The 19,273-nt window shown below is 48.7% G+C and carries 13 protein-coding genes and 1 other RNA gene; 5 read left to right on the forward strand and 9 right to left on the reverse strand.

The window, feature by feature from the left end:
• The first annotated feature begins 105 nt into the window (after nucleotides 1-105).
• Entirely contained in the window at nucleotides 106-3,639 is a 3,534-nt protein-coding gene (gene mfd, locus K3T83_RS07685; protein ID WP_220202386.1) for a transcription-repair coupling factor, read from the forward strand.
• A gap of 61 nt (nucleotides 3,640-3,700) precedes the next feature.
• Here the strand turns inward: mfd and K3T83_RS07690 are convergent, their stop codons facing one another.
• The 5 genes from K3T83_RS07690 to K3T83_RS07710 form a co-directional block, all read right to left on the reverse strand.
• The gene (locus K3T83_RS07690) at nucleotides 3,701-5,125 is read right to left on the reverse strand and encodes a hypothetical protein (protein ID WP_220202387.1); all 1,425 of its coding nucleotides are present in this window, start codon (nucleotides 5,123-5,125) and stop codon (nucleotides 3,701-3,703) included.
• Nucleotides 5,126-5,200: 75 nt separating this feature from the next.
• Nucleotides 5,201-7,471, reverse strand: coding sequence for a DUF2079 domain-containing protein (locus tag K3T83_RS07695; RefSeq protein WP_220202388.1), 2,271 nt, complete (start codon nucleotides 7,469-7,471; stop codon nucleotides 5,201-5,203).
• Nucleotides 7,464-8,489 (reverse strand): lysylphosphatidylglycerol synthase transmembrane domain-containing protein, encoded by a 1,026-nt coding sequence (locus K3T83_RS07700; RefSeq protein WP_220202389.1) that lies wholly within the window; start codon nucleotides 8,487-8,489, stop codon nucleotides 7,464-7,466. Before K3T83_RS07700 ends, K3T83_RS07695 begins: the two co-directional genes overlap by 8 nt.
• Nucleotides 8,471-9,499 carry a glycosyltransferase family 2 protein gene (locus K3T83_RS07705; RefSeq protein WP_220202390.1) on the reverse strand — a complete coding sequence of 343 codons (1,029 nt, stop codon included), beginning with the start codon at nucleotides 9,497-9,499 and terminating at the stop codon, nucleotides 8,471-8,473. The genes K3T83_RS07700 and K3T83_RS07705 overlap by 19 nt, the downstream gene beginning before the upstream one ends.
• Nucleotides 9,500-9,712: 213 nt before the next feature.
• On the reverse strand, nucleotides 9,713-10,486 hold the full coding sequence (locus K3T83_RS07710; RefSeq protein ID WP_220202391.1) for a glycerophosphodiester phosphodiesterase: 774 nt from the start codon (nucleotides 10,484-10,486) through the stop codon (nucleotides 9,713-9,715).
• Nucleotides 10,487-10,760: 274 nt separating this feature from the next.
• Between K3T83_RS07710 and K3T83_RS07715 the strand changes: the two genes are divergently transcribed.
• The 4 genes from K3T83_RS07715 to ssrA all read left to right on the forward strand — a co-directional run bounded on the left by K3T83_RS07715 (nucleotide 10,761) and on the right by ssrA (nucleotide 12,804).
• On the forward strand, nucleotides 10,761-11,156 hold the full coding sequence (locus tag K3T83_RS07715; protein ID WP_220202392.1) for a Fur family transcriptional regulator: 396 nt from the start codon (nucleotides 10,761-10,763) through the stop codon (nucleotides 11,154-11,156).
• Between the two features lie 49 nt (nucleotides 11,157-11,205).
• A complete protein-coding gene (locus K3T83_RS07720; RefSeq protein ID WP_308441666.1) occupies nucleotides 11,206-11,817 on the forward strand; it encodes a VIT1/CCC1 transporter family protein in 612 nt (203 codons plus the stop codon).
• 125 nt (nucleotides 11,818-11,942) lie between these two features.
• The gene (locus K3T83_RS07725) at nucleotides 11,943-12,323 is read left to right on the forward strand and encodes a thioesterase family protein (RefSeq protein ID WP_220202393.1); all 381 of its coding nucleotides are present in this window, start codon (nucleotides 11,943-11,945) and stop codon (nucleotides 12,321-12,323) included.
• Nucleotides 12,324-12,433: 110 nt separating this feature from the next.
• Nucleotides 12,434-12,804, forward strand: a transfer-messenger RNA (tmRNA) gene (ssrA, locus tag K3T83_RS07730).
• A 161-nt stretch (nucleotides 12,805-12,965) separates the two neighbouring features.
• On the opposite strand, the gene K3T83_RS07735 is transcribed toward ssrA, so the two are convergent.
• The 4 genes from K3T83_RS07735 to K3T83_RS07750 all read right to left on the reverse strand — a co-directional run bounded on the left by K3T83_RS07735 (nucleotide 12,966) and on the right by K3T83_RS07750 (nucleotide 19,239).
• Nucleotides 12,966-17,234 (reverse strand): NACHT domain-containing protein, encoded by a 4,269-nt coding sequence (locus K3T83_RS07735; RefSeq protein ID WP_220202394.1) that lies wholly within the window; start codon nucleotides 17,232-17,234, stop codon nucleotides 12,966-12,968.
• Nucleotides 17,235-17,488: 254 nt separating this feature from the next.
• Complete coding sequence (locus K3T83_RS07740) at nucleotides 17,489-18,652, reverse strand: site-specific integrase (RefSeq protein ID WP_220202395.1); 1,164 nt, start codon at nucleotides 18,650-18,652, stop codon at nucleotides 17,489-17,491.
• A 132-nt stretch (nucleotides 18,653-18,784) separates the two neighbouring features.
• Nucleotides 18,785-18,997 carry a helix-turn-helix domain-containing protein gene (locus K3T83_RS07745; RefSeq protein ID WP_220202396.1) on the reverse strand — a complete coding sequence of 71 codons (213 nt, stop codon included), beginning with the start codon at nucleotides 18,995-18,997 and terminating at the stop codon, nucleotides 18,785-18,787.
• Nucleotides 18,998-19,005: 8 nt separating this feature from the next.
• Nucleotides 19,006-19,239 (reverse strand): FDXHR family putative zinc-binding protein, encoded by a 234-nt coding sequence (locus tag K3T83_RS07750; protein ID WP_220202397.1) that lies wholly within the window; start codon nucleotides 19,237-19,239, stop codon nucleotides 19,006-19,008.
• Nucleotides 19,240-19,273: the final 34 nt, after the last annotated feature.

A 19,273-nucleotide genomic window follows, 5' to 3' on the forward strand; every position in this document is an offset into this window, starting at 1 on the left:
CAAAATAGTATAGGAGCATTGCAAGGATGGGTCATGTGCGGTATGATTAGAACAATAAATCAGCAGGCATGACCCCCTATCGAGCTATTCATAGGGGGAATTGTCATGGTGTCGTTGGAGGATGTTGTGACATTACAGGGATTACTTGCTCTGTTAGCACAGAGGCCGGAGTATCGCCGCCTGATAGAACATTTACGCAACGCGGAGGGAGTGCCAGCCCTGACCGGAATCACGGAGGCTGCACGGCCATACGTCGTTGCCACACTCGCTCAAACACTAAAACAACCACTATTCATCGTCGTTCCCGATGAGGTGCAGGCAACTCAGATGGTGGAGACACTCAAGACGTTTCTCCCGAATCCGAGCGATATCTTCTGCCTGCCAGATCGCGACGCCCTGCCCTATGAGCGGCTCATAGGCGATGCCGAGACAACGCAACAACGTATGCAAGCGTTGATCGCTATGGTGGAACGCGAACGTACAACCATTGTAGTCTGTTCGGCTCGTGTACTCACGCAGCCTATCATTCCACCACAGGAGTTATCTGCCGCCCTGTATGAACTGGAGCCGGGGCAAGAAGTAGACCTCACCTTAATGCTGGAACATCTCTATAATCTTGGCTATGAACCAGTTGCTGAGGTAGAGGAGCCAGGACAGTTCAGCCATCGTGGTGGCATTGTTGATCTCTTCCCTCCAACGCTGCCACGCCCAGTGCGCATCGAGTTTTTTGGCGATGAGATCGAATCATTACGTACCTTCGACCAGGAGACACAGCGCTCTCTCAATCCCATCCATAAATGCATCGTCGGCCCCGCTCGCGAAGCGTTACCAATTCGCGGGCCACAGATCATCAAAGAGTTAGAAGAGCTAGATAGCAAGCTGTTGCACCGCGACGCCGAAGACCGCTGGAAGCACGATCTCGAAGAACTGCGCCAGGGCCGCTCTTTTGACGATATCGCCTTCTACCTGCCTTATCTTCACGATCAGGCCACTGCGCTGGATTATCTCCCACGCCAGGGATTGCTCATTCTTGACAATCCAGCCAGTATCCAGAACACCATTGCAGAGCTTGATACACAGGCACAGGAGATGAAAGAGCGCCTGGAACGTGAGCGGGAAAACCCGACTCATTTGCGCGATGCTCATATCGGATGGTCACAAGTCGAACTACAGATACAACAGCGTCGCCAGGTACGTTTCGCCGACATACTTTCGACAGCCGAGGGCGATTTCGATGTACGCCAGCACGACGGTACCGAATTGATTATGCCACCGTTTAGTAGCGCAAATTCTTATGGTGGCAGACTTCGCGCCTTCGTGCTAGATTGTCGCAAAACACTCGATAATCGTGATCGTATCGTGATTGTCACAGCCCAGGCGCGGCGCATGGCAGAAGTCCTCAGCGACGAGAGCATATTGCAAGAGGCAACCATCCATGTCAGCCCCGGCACCAACATTAATCAGTTGCCAGAAGCGGGTACGTTAACACTTATACAGGGCCAGATGATGGAGGGATGGGAATCTCGCTCGCTGGCGCTGCATGTCTATACCGATACAGAGATATTCGGCTGGTCGAAGCGGCGCAACGTCCAACGTCGGAAACCAATCACGCCCGCCTCGTTTTTGGCAGAGGTCAAGGCTGGCGACCATGTAGTCCATCAGGAACACGGCATCGGGCGCTTTGAAGGACTGGTCAAAATGAATATGGCTGGCGTTGAGCGTGAATATCTGTTGATCCATTACGCAGGGACCGACAAGCTGTATATTCCAACAGACCAGCTAGATCGCGTGACCCGCTACATTGGGATGGGCGAATCCGTCCCGGGGCTCAGTAAGCTGGGCACAACCGAGTGGACCCGCGCAAAATCGAAAGTGAAAGAAAACGTGCAGGACATCGCACGCGATCTTTTGCGCCTCTATAGCGCCCGTGAAGCTGCTAAAGGACATGCCTATCCACCAGACTCAGAGCAACCCTGGCTACAAGAATTGGAGGATGCATTCCCCTACGAAGAGACGCCAGATCAGGCTCATGCTATCGAAGAGGTCAAAAGCGATATGGAGCGACCACGACCAATGGATCGGCTGGTGTGTGGTGATGTCGGCTATGGCAAGACGGAAGTAGCCCTCCGCGCGGCGTTTAAAGCGGTGCTGGATCAGCGTCAGGTTGCTGTACTCGTACCTACAACCGTTCTGGCGTTGCAACACTACAACACCTTCAAAGAGCGCCTCAACGCCTACCCGGTTCGCGTTGAGCTATTAAGCCGCTTTCGGTCCGACAAAGAGCAAAAAAAGGTTCTTGAAGACCTGGCCTTTGGCAAAGTCGATATCGTGATTGGCACTCATCGTTTGCTGCAAAAAGACGTTGTTTTCTTTAACCTGGGATTGCTGATCGTTGACGAAGAGCAGCGCTTTGGCGTCACCCATAAAGAACGTCTCAAGCAAATGCGCGCGGAGATTGACGTGCTCACGATGACGGCGACGCCTATTCCACGCACGCTACATATGTCGCTCGTCAATTTGCGTGATATGAGCGTGATCGAGACGCCACCGCAAGAACGCCTCCCAATTCGTACAACCATTCGCGAATACGATGAACACATGGTACGTGAAGCCATCATCCGCGAGATAGATCGTGGAGGGCAGGTTTTCTTTGTCCACAATCGGGTGCAGGGCATCCAGATCATCGCGCAAAAGATCCAGCGTCTCGTTCCCGAAGCGCGTATTACGGTTGGGCACGGGCAAATGAACGAGGAACAATTGGAGAAAGTCATGGTGGGCTTCTCCAATGGAGAATTTGACGTGCTCATCTCAACCACTATTATCGAGAACGGCCTGGATATCCCGAACGCCAACACCATTATTGTCAATAACGCCGCCTACTTTGGCTTATCGCAGCTCTATCAGTTGCGTGGACGTGTAGGACGTGGCACGCATCAAGCCTATGCATACTTTTTCTATAACAAGGATGCCAAACTCACACCCATTCAGGAAAAACGTTTGCGTGCCATCTTTGAGGCGACTGAATTAGGGGCCGGTTTCCGTATCGCAATGAAAGACCTGGAGATTCGCGGAGCTGGCAACCTGCTGGGCGCAGAACAATCGGGGTTTATGAACTCTGTCGGCTTCGATCTGTACTGTAAATTGCTGGCTGAGGCTGTGCAAGAACTACAGGGCAAACCTGCTGAAGTGGGAGGAACGCCTGGCACCACTGTTGACCTCCCGCTCGATGCCTACCTGCCAGACGAGTTTATTGGTGATCGTACCCTCAAGGTGAACTTCTACCAGCGATTGGCGAGTCTGAATCACCCGGAACAAGTGGATGCAATGGCGGCAGAGCTGGGAGATCGCTTCGGCCCGATTCCACCACCTGTCCAAAATCTCCTGGCAACCGTGCGTCTGAAGGTCGAGGCAGCTCACCTGGGATACGAATCTATCGCGGTCAAGGACAACGCCTTTGTGTTAACTGTCAAACGCAATATCATCCCGAATCGCATCGTCCTCTACCGGCGTTTCCGCAATGAGGCTCAAGTGCAGCAGGGCATTATCCGCATCCCACGCCGTCTGCTGGGCCAGAACTGGTTGGAGCAACTGGGTGATCTGCTACCAGCGATTGCGGCCACAGCCTCATCAACGGCATAGTCATACCCAATAAAGAGGATAGCACGAGCAGATCATTCTCGTCTGCTATCCTCACGTTTCCCTAACGACGGGTATGCATCAGGTGGAACATCAACGCTTGCTTGTAATCGATCAGGCTGACCAGCCCAGTCTTGATAACTTGATTGGACAGATTAAGCAAGGTCGAAACAACCTGCAAGCGAGTTTCATCCAGCCGTCCATGCTGGCGCAATAGCTCAAGGAGTTGCGAGGGGCTTTGTCCAGCAATTTCCAGACCGGCTGTAATCGCTTCGACCCGCAGCCAGACTACGAGTTGGTGGCGCATTTGCTCGAAAATCGCAAGGTCGTCTTCGCCCACACTCATGATCGACCCATCGCGCTGTCCGCTGGCAACCGATGGAGCAGGTGCAGGCGATGGCATAGTCCGCGCCTGGGCAGGCTGCGGTGCTGTAGGTTGCTGAACAGCAGGTGCAGTTGAAGCGGGAGGAGGTTGCGTACGTGTTTTCTCAGCCTCAACCGCAGATTTTGCCCTGGGCAATTCGGAAGTCGTCTGCAAATCTAAAGTAGAGGCAGCCTGGGCAACCAGCGGCTCAGATTTACGAGTTGCAGGGGTTGGCGTCAGCGGTGCAGGTGGTGCCGCTAACGGTTCGGATTTACGCGCAGGAGGCGTGGGAGGAACGGGCGATGTGGGGGCAGACGCAGGAGGAACCAGCGGTCCAGAAGTGCGTAAAAGCACCGATGACGACGCCGAGGCTGCTGGTAAGCTGGCAGGTGGTACAGAGGCGGCAACATTCCTAGAGCCAACGAGAGGACCAGAAGGAGACGTTGCAGGCAGAGGTCCGGAGCGTACAATTTGCTGAGACGAAGAAGGCACAGCAGATGCAGGTTGAGCTGAGGCTTCGTTTTCAGTGCCAGTAGGAGATTGAGGGCGAAGTGTGCGCCGTGAGGCTCCATTCGCAGCATTGGCAGGTCTGGCCTCCCCACGAATCTCTTGCATTTGCTGCTGAAGCATCATTGTAGAAGCCGCTATCTGCTCCCACGTTAGCTCAGAACGCCCTCCCACAAGCGCAGCGCTCCAGGAAATAACAGGTCGCGGACTACCAAACGGCGGGTGTCCCTGCTTCTGCCCCGACAGATGGTTGCGCAATCCCTGAGCTACAGACCCCGCCTGTGCGCTGATCAACGTGCGAATATCGAACATCCGCTTGCGGCCCTGCTGACCAAAAAAGCTGCGATTACGCTGTACAAACAGAATAAAGAGGCGCTCGATCTGATGTTGAAAGTCGGGAGACATCAAATCGACGCGGCTCCAGGCAGTAAAATCAACAGAGCTAAGATACAGCCAGACCTCCTGCCGCTTTGCTCGATCCACAGGGCGCATACGCAACGACTGGGTACGCGGATCAAAAAATCGTGGATAGCAGAAATTGGCAATGATTGTCTCAGCCAACTCAGCTTTAAATCGCGCGATTTCAGCCGCTGGCAGTTGACCTAAATAAATGCCCATCGCAACATCCTCTTTCCTTGCTTGCATAAGTCCTATTCGCGTTCACTATGTACTCCGCTTAATACCTCTTGTCGCTCAGGGTACGATTGTCATTGGCATTAAGGGTACTGTATTCGTATCTTGCGTGGCAGAAATTGCATTCGATCCACTGATGACATGTGCTGACAGTCGCGGTTGCTGCATCAGTGTCTGCATGTCCACTATTTTACTTGACGATTGTACCAGAGGCACAAGGGCTACTGACATTTGTGCTAGCCCTTTTGGGGTAGCCAGTTCTCGCAAATTAAATTGCCTGGTAGTCATCCGCACGATTTTCCCCGGTTCCCAGGTCTGACTCTGGCACCAGAAGATAGCAGGAACGTCATTGTTTGCATAATATTCCTTGCCATCTTTATCTTTCAATACGAATAACAGTTGCAGAGGAGCGGCCATAGGCTTTGTCACCTGCCAGTAGGTCGTAACCGCCATATAATCCCCACTGCGGCTGAACGGATTCGCGCCACTGATGCTATAGCCAACAAGATTCATGCTGCCCTGCGCATCTGTAAATTGCGCCTGCAAAGAATGAGGCACATCCCGGGGAGAAACATAGACATATGAGCAGAAATTCGCCGGGAAATCAGGCAATACCAGGGCATTGCTCACATCAGGACCGGGCTTCACCGCTGAAGCAGAGGACAGCTCAGGAGCGGGTAAGCCATGCTTCAACAACAGATAGCCATCTTGTGCGGCCACTATCCCATATTGCTTGTTCACCAACAAACTCTTGATATCGCGCACATAATCAGGAGTCGTATAGTAAGGATAGATATCAGCCGAGACATCCAGAAACACATAATCGGCTACAGTCGCAGGCTGGGGAGTTACGGGATAGGAAAGAGGAACCGCGTAAGGGAACTGGTAGATATGTTTCCTCTGACTAAGATGTGGTGCCAGTGTTGCCTGGGCAGAAACAGAGGCATCTGGAGGGATCATATCCATAAAGTGTTGTGCCAGGGCCGTATGAGCATTTACGCGCGGCCAGCGAAATCCCTGAGAGTATGGAAGTTGACCGTGAAAATAATAATCAGAACGTAGGGACATAAACACTACCAGACCCAACAAAACAATCAGCAGGCCGCCCTGAACAACAGGTAGACGAACTTTCATAGGAACTGGCGAGGCATCTGTTTGGCTGGAGCGATTTGCCAGCTTCGTCTGCACTCGTCCATGCAATACCTGAGCCAACCACAAAAGGAGGACCATTGCTTCAATCGTGGAAAATATAAGTACGGGCACAATGTCGGCGCTATACTGAAAAAGACCGCTATATTGCCCCGGAGATGCGGACAGCAAATTGAGTGCGATGGAGGGAGAGGCCAGAACAAGTATCCAGGGAGCCAGCAGTGGAAGATACCCTGCTGGAGAGAGCAATGTCTGCACATACATTCTATGGCTATGCTCAATCAAGTGATCCATCAAAAAGCTACGTGGATGGCGCACAATATTCATAATCACATCGACCGGTCCCTTGCCCAAACCATCATAGCGGCCAAGCAGCAATGGTTTCCCGGTAGGACTGGCATGCGGCATTACAAGATAGAACGCAATTCCCCACCAGGCCAGGCCAAGTAGGACGAGTCCCAATCCTGTCCACCAACGACGCTGAAAGAGCATTGACCAGAGGCCAATCATCACAATTACCAGCGGCATCTGCTCTTTACAGCCCATAGAGAGGATAGCAAAGATAAAAAGCAGGACGGTACGACGGGTGTAGAGAAAATAGAGCGTAAAGAGAAGCAAAGCACTTGAGAGCGTAACTGCATGGAAATCATAGGTAGTGGCCTGTTGCTGACCAGGATAGAGCAAATACAAGAGAGCAATAGCCACGCCTGCCAGATCGCTGCGCAAGCGCAGGCGAGCCAACCAGAATGCAGGATACGCTCCGAGAGCAACAATGATCGTCTGGACGGTCAACAATGTTTTTGGACCAGGAACGATCAGATAGAGCAAAGCGATCGGGAAGAGAGTCGGCTCAAAGTGGATGGCAAAACGATTGACCCCTTCAACGCTGTAACAGTTGGTATCATGCAAAATATTGCAAATGGTCTGATGCAATCCATTGCCATGTACAAGATTCCAGAGAGCCTGATCCATGATCCCCAGGTCTTCAGCAGTGGTCAGCAGGGCATCATGGCGCGTCGTCAGGTAAAGGATAAAATAGCTGCAAAATACGATAACAGCGCCAGTCACCAGAGCCGTTGCAAGCCAGAAAAGACGCGTCTGTGGCAACGGTTCTGGTGCAGGATACAAATACAAACGATTGAACAAAATAGAGAACCGTTTACGCCAGACGGCACTAATCATCCCCAACACCTCCCTGAATACTGACACCAGACGGTACATCAGCCTCATCCGATGGTCCAACAGGCACCTGTTTGCCGCCACTCACATACGCGATACTGACACAAACCAGTTCAGCGACGGTGGACACAAGACGAGAGAACAGAGCAAGAATACCAGCGATGGTTCCAGGCACAAAAGGGACCGACAGCGCAAAAAGGCCAACAATAGCCCCCTCGCGAAAGCCCAAACCGCTGGGAGTAATAAAGCTGACAAAACCAATATCCCAGGCAATTGCATAAATGCCAATACAGATAGGCAAGACGCTGATAGGAACCGCAGGTAAGAGCGAAAGGAGCAACAGATAGAAGGCGGTCCCGGCAATTGCCCAGCTTACCAGCCAGTATAGCGTTATCAACAAAATATCGCTATAGCGCAACGTTAATACGACGGGATCGCGTTTTAAGAGACGCAATCCAAAGCTCATCACCCCATTCAGCACACGCGGATGCAAACCGACCAGCAGCCCAAGTGCCAGGGCCACGCCCAGACCGATCACAATAGGAGTGCCGTGCAATAAGATTTGAATTGCACCAATATCGGACCAGAACAGCAGGCTAAAGGCAAAAATTAAGGCACCTGCCGCCAGTTTGGTAATGAGTTCGATAGTCATACTCGCAAACGCTACTGGTCGTGAAACACCATACTTCTTCACCCATAAGATGCGGGTGAGAACATGCCAGACATTGCCCGGAATATAGCGTACAAATTCCGAGGCTAGATAGATGCGCAAGGCAGCGCGCAAATCTAACTGGGCGCCCAACCGCATCAGCACTTTACGCCAGATCAAGCCATAGGACAATTCTTGTAAGAGAAAGCCTAGAAAACCCAGTGCCAGAAACCAGGGATTCCATTCAAATTTGTATGATGTTAATTCGTTCCAATTGCGCTGTACCGATATGATAAAAAGAGCGAGAATAACCACAGGCAAACCGATCTGTAAGATCCGTTTCCCTATTTTTATCAACTTTGACCGTTGCATGAATCGAGTTCCTGCTTGATACTATACTCTTCGCCAGGCTGGAATGCATAATGCCGAATCATCTCACTTTGCAGACCAGTTATCACGAACTGGACGCCGAAGATCATGAGCAAGATACCAACAAAGAGTAATGGCTGCTCGTGAATAGGTTGTCCAAAGAAAAAGCGGCGACCAACAACAAAGATATCGACCAGGACGCCTGCTAAAAATGTGAAAAAGCCCAACGGACCAAAGAGCCGCAGAGGAGTACGCAAAAATGATGTCAGGAACAGAACATTGAGCAGGTCAATCAAGCCACGAGCAAAGCGGCGAGTACCAAACTTCGAGACCCCAAATTTACGCGGGTGATGACGCACTTTGATTTCAGCAACTTTAAATCCACGCCAATGGGCCATTACCGGCACAAAACGATGGAATTCGCCATAGAGCTTTAAGTGAGGATCTTCGATTAGCTCCCGACGATAGGCTTTAAAACCATTATTAATATCGTGCAAGTGTACACCGGTAAGTACACTCACCATCCTGTTAAAGATACGGGATGGGAACGTCTTAGAGAGAGGATCAAGCCGGGGGAATTTCCAGCCTGTGACCAGATCGTACCCCTCGTCCAACTTCTCTAAAAAGCGGGGCATCTCCTCTGGATCATCCTGCAAATCGCCATCAATAGTAAAGATCACATCGCCACGACAGCGACTAAAGCCTGCAACCAGAGCAGGTGTTTTGCTAAAATTACGACGGAAGCGGATCACACGCACGATATTGGTGTGTTCCTCATACAATTTTTTCAATTCGTTGAAGGTATTGTCGGTACTACCGTCATCAACAAATATTACTTCGTAGGTTAGCCCGAGTTTTTCAATCTGTGTAGAGACGTTATCGAAGAGGAGGCGAACGCTCTGCTCTTCATTCATTACAGGGACAACTATTGATAAAGCAACTTTTTGAGAAAAGGTCGCAGAAGAGGGCGACTCAGTTTCCGTTACTCGCGCTGGTGTTTCTGTTTGTTGCATACCTTGTCTTCTCCGCTCACAACCTTACATAGAACATCTCATCGTCATATATAGTCGTTAACAAAATCGTCGCTTGACTGGCGCTCATTATAACACACCTCTATAGACAAGCCGTAGAGGATGGTACCTTTACCTACCATGCTACTAAAACGGATAAATATCAGGAAGAGACACAATCTTCCCAAAAATACGATACGAGCTTATCTGGAAGAGCTAATCCACCCAGACCCGCGAGAAGAAATCTGGCCGATCCGTTGTTAAGGAATTAACGCCAGCAGCGGCAAAATATTGTAACTGCTCCAGTGTATTGACCGTCCAGAGTCCCAGTTGAAATCCCTGCTCATGCAGCAGTGCTGGCATATCAGGAGTAAAGAGCTTGTGATCCAGCGAGATCCATTCGCAGCCAAGCGGCTTTATTTGCTCTGTGAGGGTGTCGAGGGCGTGTTCCTCTTGTGGGTTCCACAAACTATCGGAAACAAGAGCGCCAGTGGTCAGTGTTGGTTCCAGCGATTTCACGAGGGGAAGCACCTGCCAATCAAAAGAAATAATGATGGCCAATTCTAACATGCCTGTAGCTCGCAATTCGTTAACAACGGCCTCGGCAATATTTGGATAGCGTCCCTCTGTACCATCGCGTCGGCTCGTTTTGATTTCGATAAGCACCTGGACACGTTTCTGAGAGAGATCCAGCACTTCACGTAGGATGGGAATCTGTTCCGCAGCAGGCCAACCACCAGGAAAATGCGCGGCAGCATTTAAAGAGCGCAATGAGGCCAGGTCTAAATCGAGGATATTGCCTTCACCATTTGTAACGCGCTCTAAAGTATTATCATGGATGACAACAGGAGATCCATCGCGGCTCATATGTACATCCATTTCAATAGCATCTACAGGCAACGTCAGCGCATTGCGAAAAGCAGCCAGTGTATTTTCAGGAGCGAGACGAGCGCCGCCGCGATGTGCAACACGCAAGAAAGAGGTAGTCATCAGGCTTAATTCAACCTTTCATGCTTAGTGATATCAGAGCACACATACTCTCTATATCCTAACACGCCTTTGGCCCAATACCAACTGTCCCGAAAGGATATGCCATTGCAAACAATGAAAGAACAAAGCAAATTCAATATATAGTCGTTCCGATGTAAGGAATAAGGCGCGTACATGTTCCTTGACAAGAAAGTCAAAAAGAGATATAGTAAGGATGCAAAAGTGAGAATAATTCTCATTCTTAGGTAAACCTAATATAGGAAGACCTGAAGTAATGAAAGAGAAACTGAATACGAACGCACAGGCCGTACTCGATATTGTACGCGCTACACATAATCATCCTACAGCTTTGGAGATATATGATGCGGTCAAGCAGAAACGTCCACGCATAGGGCTAGCAAGTGTATACCGCATTCTCCATCAGTTGGTTGAAAAAGGATATATTAACGAGCTTGGGCGTAGTGACGAGAGCTGTCGTTATGACGGACAAACGTCGCGCCACGATCACGCGGTCTGTACAACGTGTGGAGCGCTTCTCGACGTACCAACAGAGATAGTTTTACCGCAAGACGTATTACAAAACGCAGCTCAAGCGGCGGGTATTACGTTGAAATCCCATGAGATCAGGTTATATGGGCAATGCCCCTCATGTCATAAGGCCAGTAACTAAAATATAATGCGCTCACGAATATTGCTCATATGGAAGAGGAGTTGATTGTATGGCACAAGAAGGGAATACGAATATATTGAGTACAGAGCCACAGGAAAAACGGTCTGCATTAGCTCAGGTCGAAAACATCCAGAAAACGACGGTTCGTCAGGAAATCGCTGATATCTTCAAAGCGATTGGTCGCAATGACGCTTCATCCCATGACTTCTTGCTCCGGGTTGTTCAGCCAGGGTTGGCGGGCTTGATGGACGGATCTGTCTCGACGCTGGCACCAATTTTCGCAACAGCCTTTGCCTCTCACGAACCCTGGTTGGCCTTCCTGGTGGGTATGGCATCGGCAACGGGTGCAGGTATCAGTATGGCCTTTTCTGAAGCGCTTTCAGACGATGGAGTGCTGACTGGGAGAGGTAGTCCAATCGTGCGAGGAGCAATTACTGGCATCATGACCTTCTTTGGTGGTGCGCTCCATACCTTACCATTTTTAATCAGTCATATCCAAATAGCCTTACTAACAGCGTATATCGTTGTTGCATTTGAACTCGTTTTGATTGCCGCTATCCGTCACCGCTATTTCGGGACGAGTTGGCTGCTCTCTATGGTTCAGGTAGTGGGTGGAGGTGCCTTAGTCTTTGTTGCCGCAATGATCTTTGGCAATGCCTGACAGAACCAGTGTTCTCACGTTCAACTGAGTTGCAATAGCTTCCAAGCTCTCGTATCATTACAATAGCAGCGTTTCGTTGTTATTTGTAATGTAGTGCATCTAGCATGAGAAAGGATATTCCTGACATGACACTCACCATTGGAATGAGAGGGGAAGCGACCGCAACAGTTGTCCATGAGAACACCGCAGCAGCAGTCGGAGCGGGAGGGGTTGAAGTGTTTGGCACTCCTATGATGATCGCGCTCATGGAAAATGCGGCCTGGCAAGCGGTTGCTGATACATTGGATGAGGGACAGGTAACAGTAGGCACACATGTCAACGTAAGCCATCTGGCTGCAACGCCATTAGGCCAGACGGTGCGAGCAACGGCAGAGTTGATCGCTATCGATGGAAGACGCCTGACTTTTCGCGTGGAAGCATTCGATGAGCAGCAAAAAATCGGCGAAGGGCAGCATGAGCGTTTCATCGTTCATCTACAGAGATTTTTGCAGAAAATAACGAACTAAAAACAGTGTATTGATAAAATCACTTGCTATTTGTCAAGGTCTATGATATAATACTGACGTATTGGAAAGATCTCATAAGAGGCGGACCAATGACAACAAGTTCTTCTTCTGGGGATGTCGGGTTTCGACAGGCGGTCAGATTGAAGAATTGCAGGTCGAGGTGCCGGTATGCACTCTCGTTAAACAACCGGCAAAACATAGTTGCCAAACCAGCAACTGCACCTGTCGCTCTCGCTGCTTAATAACCAGTAGACGACCGTCCGCCCGACTTTAGCTCATGGGGTCGGAACACGGGCGTCATACACATGAGATGCGATGACGAGGACTGTCCTCTAATCGTCATCAAAGACCAGAGGACCAACGCAGAGGAATCCTGTCGATGGGAGTCCCCAGCGTACAAGCAAAGCATCGACTAAGCCTGTAGTACATTCTCCGATAAGTCCGTGTGGACAGGGAGTTCAACTCTCCCTCATCTCCACCACAAAGAAGGCGAGAAGCAATGGGTGTCAACCCGCTTCTCGCCTTTGTTTATGCTCTCTAGCAACCAAACCGTTCCTTTTATAATAGGGCGCACGGGCAGCAACGCGGGCAGCAATAGCCCTCAGAATGCACCAAAGACAACTCAATTTACCTCCTTTTCCCTCATATCTTCAACCTCTCATCGATTTTTTCTACCAACTCACCGTCACCGAATTTCTGTGCTAAACGTCGCAAATCGACAATTGTATCGATTGGCAGCAACCCTATGTAGCAGCGATCTGATGTAATGTTTTTGTAGTAGAAGGTTTCTATGCTAGCTTGCTCATAGATACTTGTCTCTTGTGCTAACTTGACTAATTCGATAGCTAACTCAACAGGCACCAGGCTTTGAACATTCAGAGCTTTCTTGAGATAATCATGACGGAAATGATCAGGAAATTCTAGATCATTGATTTTGCGGCCAAACTTGATAATAGGGACAACCAGTTCTTGTGGCACATTTGGTAGGATCTGCTGTTTTATATACGGCACAAAAAAAAGATCCACTGACTCTTGGATTTCTTGCTGATGGTCAAATTCTTGCAAGGTATTGAGCAGCTCAATCATGAGAGTTATAGGTAGGCGTCTCTCGGCTGTTGTGACCTCAAATATATAGAATGCGATAAATCTAATCAGGCCTGTCTTATCACTTGTTTCACGTATCAACTTGAATAGTTCAAGGGAAAGCTCTACTGGTATATCCTTATGCTTTCGCAGATATCTTAAAAGATACTCAACAAAGTAACCAGATATATGCTGATCTCTTTTATCTCTTGCCGATTTGACCAATTGGGTAGCTAACTTGATGGATATAGGAGCAGCATAATCTGTCATATTTTTTGAATAGTAATGATAAATAAAGTTGATCGTTTCTTGGTCGCCAGTCTCACGGGCAAGTCCAACCAACGCTGCCGCAAGTTCCATAGATAAGTGTCCTTGCTTATGTATAATTTTTTGTATTTGTTTTATGTTAATATTATGGTGAACAGATCTGCCACTTTTTTGTATAAATCGAATTACTTCAGTTAATATTCTCTGCGATTGCAGCTCTCCACCTTTTTCCTTAAATATAGGGGAACTCATAACATACCAATCTATAGCATCCTGATCGTTGGATGCTATAGATAGCCTAAACTCTTCTATTGAAATCAATTGATCTCCAAAGAATACCCTTATAAAATCATCCCCCTCGACTTCTACACCTTGGTCATCTGCTAGCTCTTGGGCTATTCTAGTCATTTCCGCAAATAAAGATGCAATTGCTTCTCGCTTACCTGTTGTTACAAAGGCATCTTTACGAGTCTCTGTCTCAAAAAACGCACGAATCTCTGCTTGTAAAATTGATAGAGCATCTTGTCGAAAAATAGAGCCTTTTCGCCTCAAACTCTGAAGCATCTTCATGGAAAGAATCGCATTTAACTGCCCATCAACCTGTTCAGCTTCTAACTTTCTACGGATGCTGCTTAGGTTTGCCTGTTCATCTTCGGTGTCAAGGGGATTGTCTACAAGGAGGCCAGCCAACCCACTTGTAATATTGTCCGCTAAGGCTTGACTGGCGCTAATAACTTGATAGAATCGGCCAATGCCTCCGAGAGGGCGAAGGTTTTTTCTCATTTTAAGGACAATTTTTGTATTATCGCGTTCTGCATCAAGAACAGTTGCTAGTTCACTGAGTGTTTCAAGAGAAAACCAAGAACGCCAGAGATAGGCGAGACGATCCCAAGCTCGTGTGCCATCAGCCGATTTTGCAAACTTCTCTTCATCGAACACAAAACCATCTCGCCCAAACATTACTCTGAGCAAGATCATATTTAGGGTGTAAATGGCAAAAAAGCCAATGGTGGGAAGAGCATCAAAGGGGCATTTTTCTCTCTCTATCATCATAGTTGGCAGTGTATTTTGCTCCAACAGGAGCTTGATATGATGGTACACAATGGTTTCCAAGTCTTGTAGAAAATCCGGCTCTTTGCACTTACTCTCCTTGAAACAATGGGGCAACCATTCACCCATCATCTTCATAATTACTGGTCGCGAGAAAAGAGGAGCATACATCAAACAGGTAAACCAGGAAGGTGAAAAGCGACTAAAATTGGCTAGTTTCTGCCAGTACTCGGCCTGGAGGTACTCGTCAGTACGCATGCTGTAGAGGGCATTAGTTTCGCGTAGGACTTGGTGCAGGATAAAATCGGCGGTGAGAAATTCGCCAAAGGTTGCGTGTAAGAATTCGTACGCCAGTTCATGTGCGCTTTCTTGCACTGACTGGTCTCCTTGCCTTGCTTCTGCTTTCTGGACGAAGAAAAAACTGCCAAGCAGAGAAGAACCTTGTTGGAGCCTCAGCCCTTTCGCTTCTGGGAACGTTCTTTCTTTGCCGAAGAAATGTAAGTCTTTGCTTAAAGCGTCTTCGCGGATGTAGAGAGCGCGGCGATTAAACATGCCAACGGCTGCCACGCCTAGGCGCTCCATTTCCGAGGCGATCTTTTCCTTTCTCGATTTTTCTGGAAGTGATGTAAAATTCGTTTCCTTCGCCAGTTCGCGCTCGATAAAGCGGTGTAGCAAGCGTTGATAGAGTAGCGTGCGGTCGAGGTCACGCGCTTTGTGGAGTCGGTTGCCCTCACAATCATAGAGAGCAAGCATAAGCAGTAAGAGTGGTTGCTGCGCCAATTCTTTGATCTTTTCGTTGTTCTGCGGCACCTTGAAAGGTCTGACCCCATGCTGCTGAAAGTAGTCTGCATTGGTAGCATTCCAGATATCGATCCAGCGTTGTTGTTTTGTCTCATTGAATTCACACAGGCGAAGGATGGTCGCACCTATTGGAATATCCGCCTTGCCGATCAGCGTCCTGCGGCTGGTCACAATAGTACGTGTAGGCCGATCCAAGTCCAATTCTTCTTCCTGAAAACGGCGCACTGTCTGTAAATAATCGGAAAAGACACTGCCAGTCGCTTGGAGCAGTTCGTCGTAGCCATCAAAGATTACTAGCGCCGAGCGTGTTTCCAGGTGACGCGCGAATTGTCCCCAACTCACGACTTCTCCTCCACTATCAAGTTCTAACTGCGCCTCGATTTGCCGTTGAATTCTTGTATCGGCCCTGATGTTACGCAGCGGTATTCGTATGGGAGTATATGCAGTCGTTGCCCAGCAAGCAGCAATCATACTGGTCAGCAGAGATTTACCAGAACCAGGATCACCCAAGATAATAAGTGGTGTCTGTACGCTGTAGGGCGATTGGAAATAACTGAGTAGAAAGATACCTAGATCGTTACGCGGTGCAGCATGTTTCCACACCATCTCCTGCTCCAATTGTTCCTTGCCAGTATAACGGAGAACCCGAAACTCCTGAGGAAGAAAAATCTGTTCTTGTTTAGGGTATGTTAACCCCGAAATACCCTCCTTACTCTCAATATCGAAAATTGGCTTCTCTAGTGCGCGTGTGTAGGTTTTCTCTAGCGCCATTAACACATAACCAACTTCTGTTTGCGCTGCCAAATCTGGTAATGAGCGTATAGTCACTTCAAGTTGTTTAAAACCGGTATCGACAACATTTTTGCTCATATCCGCCAGTTCTACGTATTTTTGAGTGAGGACGGATAAATTTTGTAATTGCCTACGCGTCTCTTCTTGCTCTTGCAGGTTCGACCAGATATAAAACTCCTCATACCTTACTGCCAGGACATAGTATTGCGCTTTAAAATATTCTGCGGCTCTGACAGGCAAATTTTTGAGCGCTTCACTGACAGAACTACGGTCTTGTCTGCTCGCTTTTTCCCAAACAGCTAGCTTTTTGAAAAATTGTTCAGTGCCAAGTGTTAGGCGTCCGTAGAGGGGCTGGAGTTGCTTAATCTGTTCTTCAAAGGTTTCAGCAGGATGAGGTAATGTAGGTTTAAATTCTAAAAAAGCAGGTTTACCACCAGTTCTGTCGTCGCTACTCGCTTGGATATTGGGACCCCATACTTCACGTGTGGCCTGGTTAGCAACAGCAAGTTTCTCTTCACGTGTCACTCCAGCCTTCTTCAAAAATGATGCCAGACATTTATCGCGGCCCAGGGCCTCAAAAAAGGCAACATAGCACAGAAGACAGTAGGCACGCTCTAGGCGATGAAAATGATCAAGAGGATCATTACCTCGTCTTCTAGTAACAGTATTGATAATGCTCTTAACAATCCGAGGAATTTCGTTTTTGACACCGAAGAGATTCGCAAGTATGCCTACTGCGGTAAGTCCCACGGCAAGTGGTGTAGCGGTAGTGCCTACAGCAACCGCAACTGCTGGGCCAGTTGCGGCAACGCCGAGTATAAGAAGAAGATTGGAGAAATTGTTGATGTCATCGCTGATTTCGGGGTATTCATCCTTGAGGCTCTGACATGCCTTATCAAAGGTCAGGTCAATGGTCATATGCACATCCATCTCTTTCTTCCAAATTATGTTCTATAACATTATAAACGGGATGATATTGCAATATTTTGCCGTGATTTAATTTCCAAAGGTGCCTGGATACCTTTTAGGCAATCCAGGCAATTCTTTTTTTAGCAGTCAAGGCTACAAAAGCTTGTCCTCAAGTACATACCAATGCATCAAAAGTATCTATTGAGAGCAAAAGTTCTTCAGGATTTTAGTCTCGAAACCAGCCTCTTAAAGTAAGGCCTGACTCAGTTTACCTCCTTTTCCTTTCCACTCTCATGCCCAAATGCAATATCCCACTTCTCCATCGTTTCTTTTTGCAACGAAGGTAAGACATGAGAATATATCCCTAGTGTAGTTGTGATATCTTCATGGCCCAGCAATTCTTGGACAATTTTCGGGTGAACACCCATGCTCAAAAGGATTGTTGCAGCACTGTGCCGGAGGTCATGAAAGCGGATATCAGGCAACCACGCTTCTTTTAGTACCTTCTTAAACAATTTCACCAGATAGCGCGGATTCAAGACACCTCCCTGTAAGCCAGTAAAAACATATCCTTCCTCTTTCCAGTCGGCCCCCGCTTTGAGTTTCATCTCTAATTGGCGCACGCGGTGCTGTTGAAGTTTTTCCACTACAAAATCAGGCAATTCTATCTTGCGTTTCCCTTTTGTAGTCTTCGGCTCCGTCACAACAATGCCATAGTGCGCGAGATAATCCAGCGTACGACGAACATGAAGACACCGATTCTGGAAATCGATATCAGTCCAGCGGAGTCCCAGCAGCTCCCCCCGACGCATTCCCGTCGTGACGGCCAGGACAAGCAATGCATCAATACGGTGTCCTTCTGCAACGCTGAGCAATTCCTGGGCCTGGATCATGGTGAGCGGCTGTATCTCAGGTTTCGGAACCTTTGGAGGCTTCACCCGATCACAGACATTACGTGCGACCAGATTCCACATCACAGCCGTATCCAGCGCTTTATGCAATACCCCATGTATCGATTGAATCGTCTTCGGCTTTAGCCCATCGTCACTCTTTTGCCTGTATAATCGTTGGACATGTTGTGGCGTCAGTTTCTGCAACTGATAACGCCCCAGGGCTGGAAGAATATAGCTGCGAATGAGTTTTTGGTATTTCACATATGTACTTGCACGTAGAGCTGGCGGTTTGCACGTGGTCTCCAACCATTCCTCAAGAAATTGCTTCACTGTCTGCTGAGGGCCAGTAGGCAACATGCCTTCATCACGCTGCTGAAGCGCTTGACGAAGGACTTCCTGGGCCTCGCGCTTTGTCTTGACCTTCCGATACTTTCGTTTTCCATCGGTTCCATAGAAGCTCACTACCCATCTCTTTATCTCTTCACGATAGTAGATTGATCCCTCACCATTGGCTTTTTGTCGAGGCTTCCCCATAGAGTCAAATCTCCTTCACAAGTGGAACTAACCTCAACAAAGAGCGCTAGATAAGATGTATCGCTTCATGACCTTATTGTGAAAACATCTTATCTAGCGCTCTTTGTTGAGGTTAGTTATTTTACTGTCAATCTATGCCGATTGTTGTTGCTCGCGCTTTTCTACCCAGGATTTGAGAGACTCCGCACGTACGCGCGTAGCTGCCCCAAACTTTACCGTTGGAAGCCCTTCGTACTTTATCAGTTCATAGACTGTTGTGCGGCCAACACTGAGAGATTGAGCAACCTGGGGAACGGTCAAAAGGATCTGCTCAACCGGCTTGGGTGTTTGTTTACGTCTTGGCATTCACTCACTCACTTTCTGCTATATGAAATCTGATCGATGGTATACCAGGGAGCCACATTATTCGCTAGTGGTGCAGTCCACCACCTTTTGTCGTTGCGCGTCATGCCGTGCGCTTGCATCTCACGCTTGGCCATGCAGCGGCGGGTTCGTTTGGAAAAGCTGCCAGTACGGTGTGCGTCGAATGCGTCCACGCCCACAAAGACTTCTCCGCAGGATACGCACTCAGAACGAAGTATGCCCATCGTGATAGTGATCCTTCGTGGAAATGCCGTTTTT

This window comes from Reticulibacter mediterranei, assembly GCF_016587455.1.

Excerpts from the sequence above, each read along its gene's own strand:
- mfd (WP_220202386.1), top strand. The coding sequence starts at position 106 with ATGGTGTCGTTGGAGGATGTTGTGACATTACAGGGATTACTTGCTCTG.
- K3T83_RS07690 (WP_220202387.1), bottom strand. The coding sequence starts at position 5,125 with ATGGGCATTTATTTAGGTCAACTGCCAGCGGCTGAAATCGCGCGATTT.
- K3T83_RS07695 (WP_220202388.1), bottom strand. The coding sequence starts at position 7,471 with ATGATTAGTGCCGTCTGGCGTAAACGGTTCTCTATTTTGTTCAATCGT.
- K3T83_RS07700 (WP_220202389.1), bottom strand. The coding sequence starts at position 8,489 with ATGCAACGGTCAAAGTTGATAAAAATAGGGAAACGGATCTTACAGATC.
- K3T83_RS07705 (WP_220202390.1), bottom strand. The coding sequence starts at position 9,499 with ATGCAACAAACAGAAACACCAGCGCGAGTAACGGAAACTGAGTCGCCC.
- K3T83_RS07710 (WP_220202391.1), bottom strand. The coding sequence starts at position 10,486 with ATGACTACCTCTTTCTTGCGTGTTGCACATCGCGGCGGCGCTCGTCTC.
- K3T83_RS07715 (WP_220202392.1), top strand. The coding sequence starts at position 10,761 with ATGAAAGAGAAACTGAATACGAACGCACAGGCCGTACTCGATATTGTA.
- K3T83_RS07720 (WP_308441666.1), top strand. The coding sequence starts at position 11,206 with ATGGCACAAGAAGGGAATACGAATATATTGAGTACAGAGCCACAGGAA.
- K3T83_RS07725 (WP_220202393.1), top strand. The coding sequence starts at position 11,943 with ATGACACTCACCATTGGAATGAGAGGGGAAGCGACCGCAACAGTTGTC.
- K3T83_RS07735 (WP_220202394.1), bottom strand. The coding sequence starts at position 17,234 with ATGACCATTGACCTGACCTTTGATAAGGCATGTCAGAGCCTCAAGGAT.
- K3T83_RS07740 (WP_220202395.1), bottom strand. The coding sequence starts at position 18,652 with ATGGGGAAGCCTCGACAAAAAGCCAATGGTGAGGGATCAATCTACTAT.
- K3T83_RS07745 (WP_220202396.1), bottom strand. The coding sequence starts at position 18,997 with ATGCCAAGACGTAAACAAACACCCAAGCCGGTTGAGCAGATCCTTTTG.
- K3T83_RS07750 (WP_220202397.1), bottom strand. The coding sequence starts at position 19,239 with ATGGGCATACTTCGTTCTGAGTGCGTATCCTGCGGAGAAGTCTTTGTG.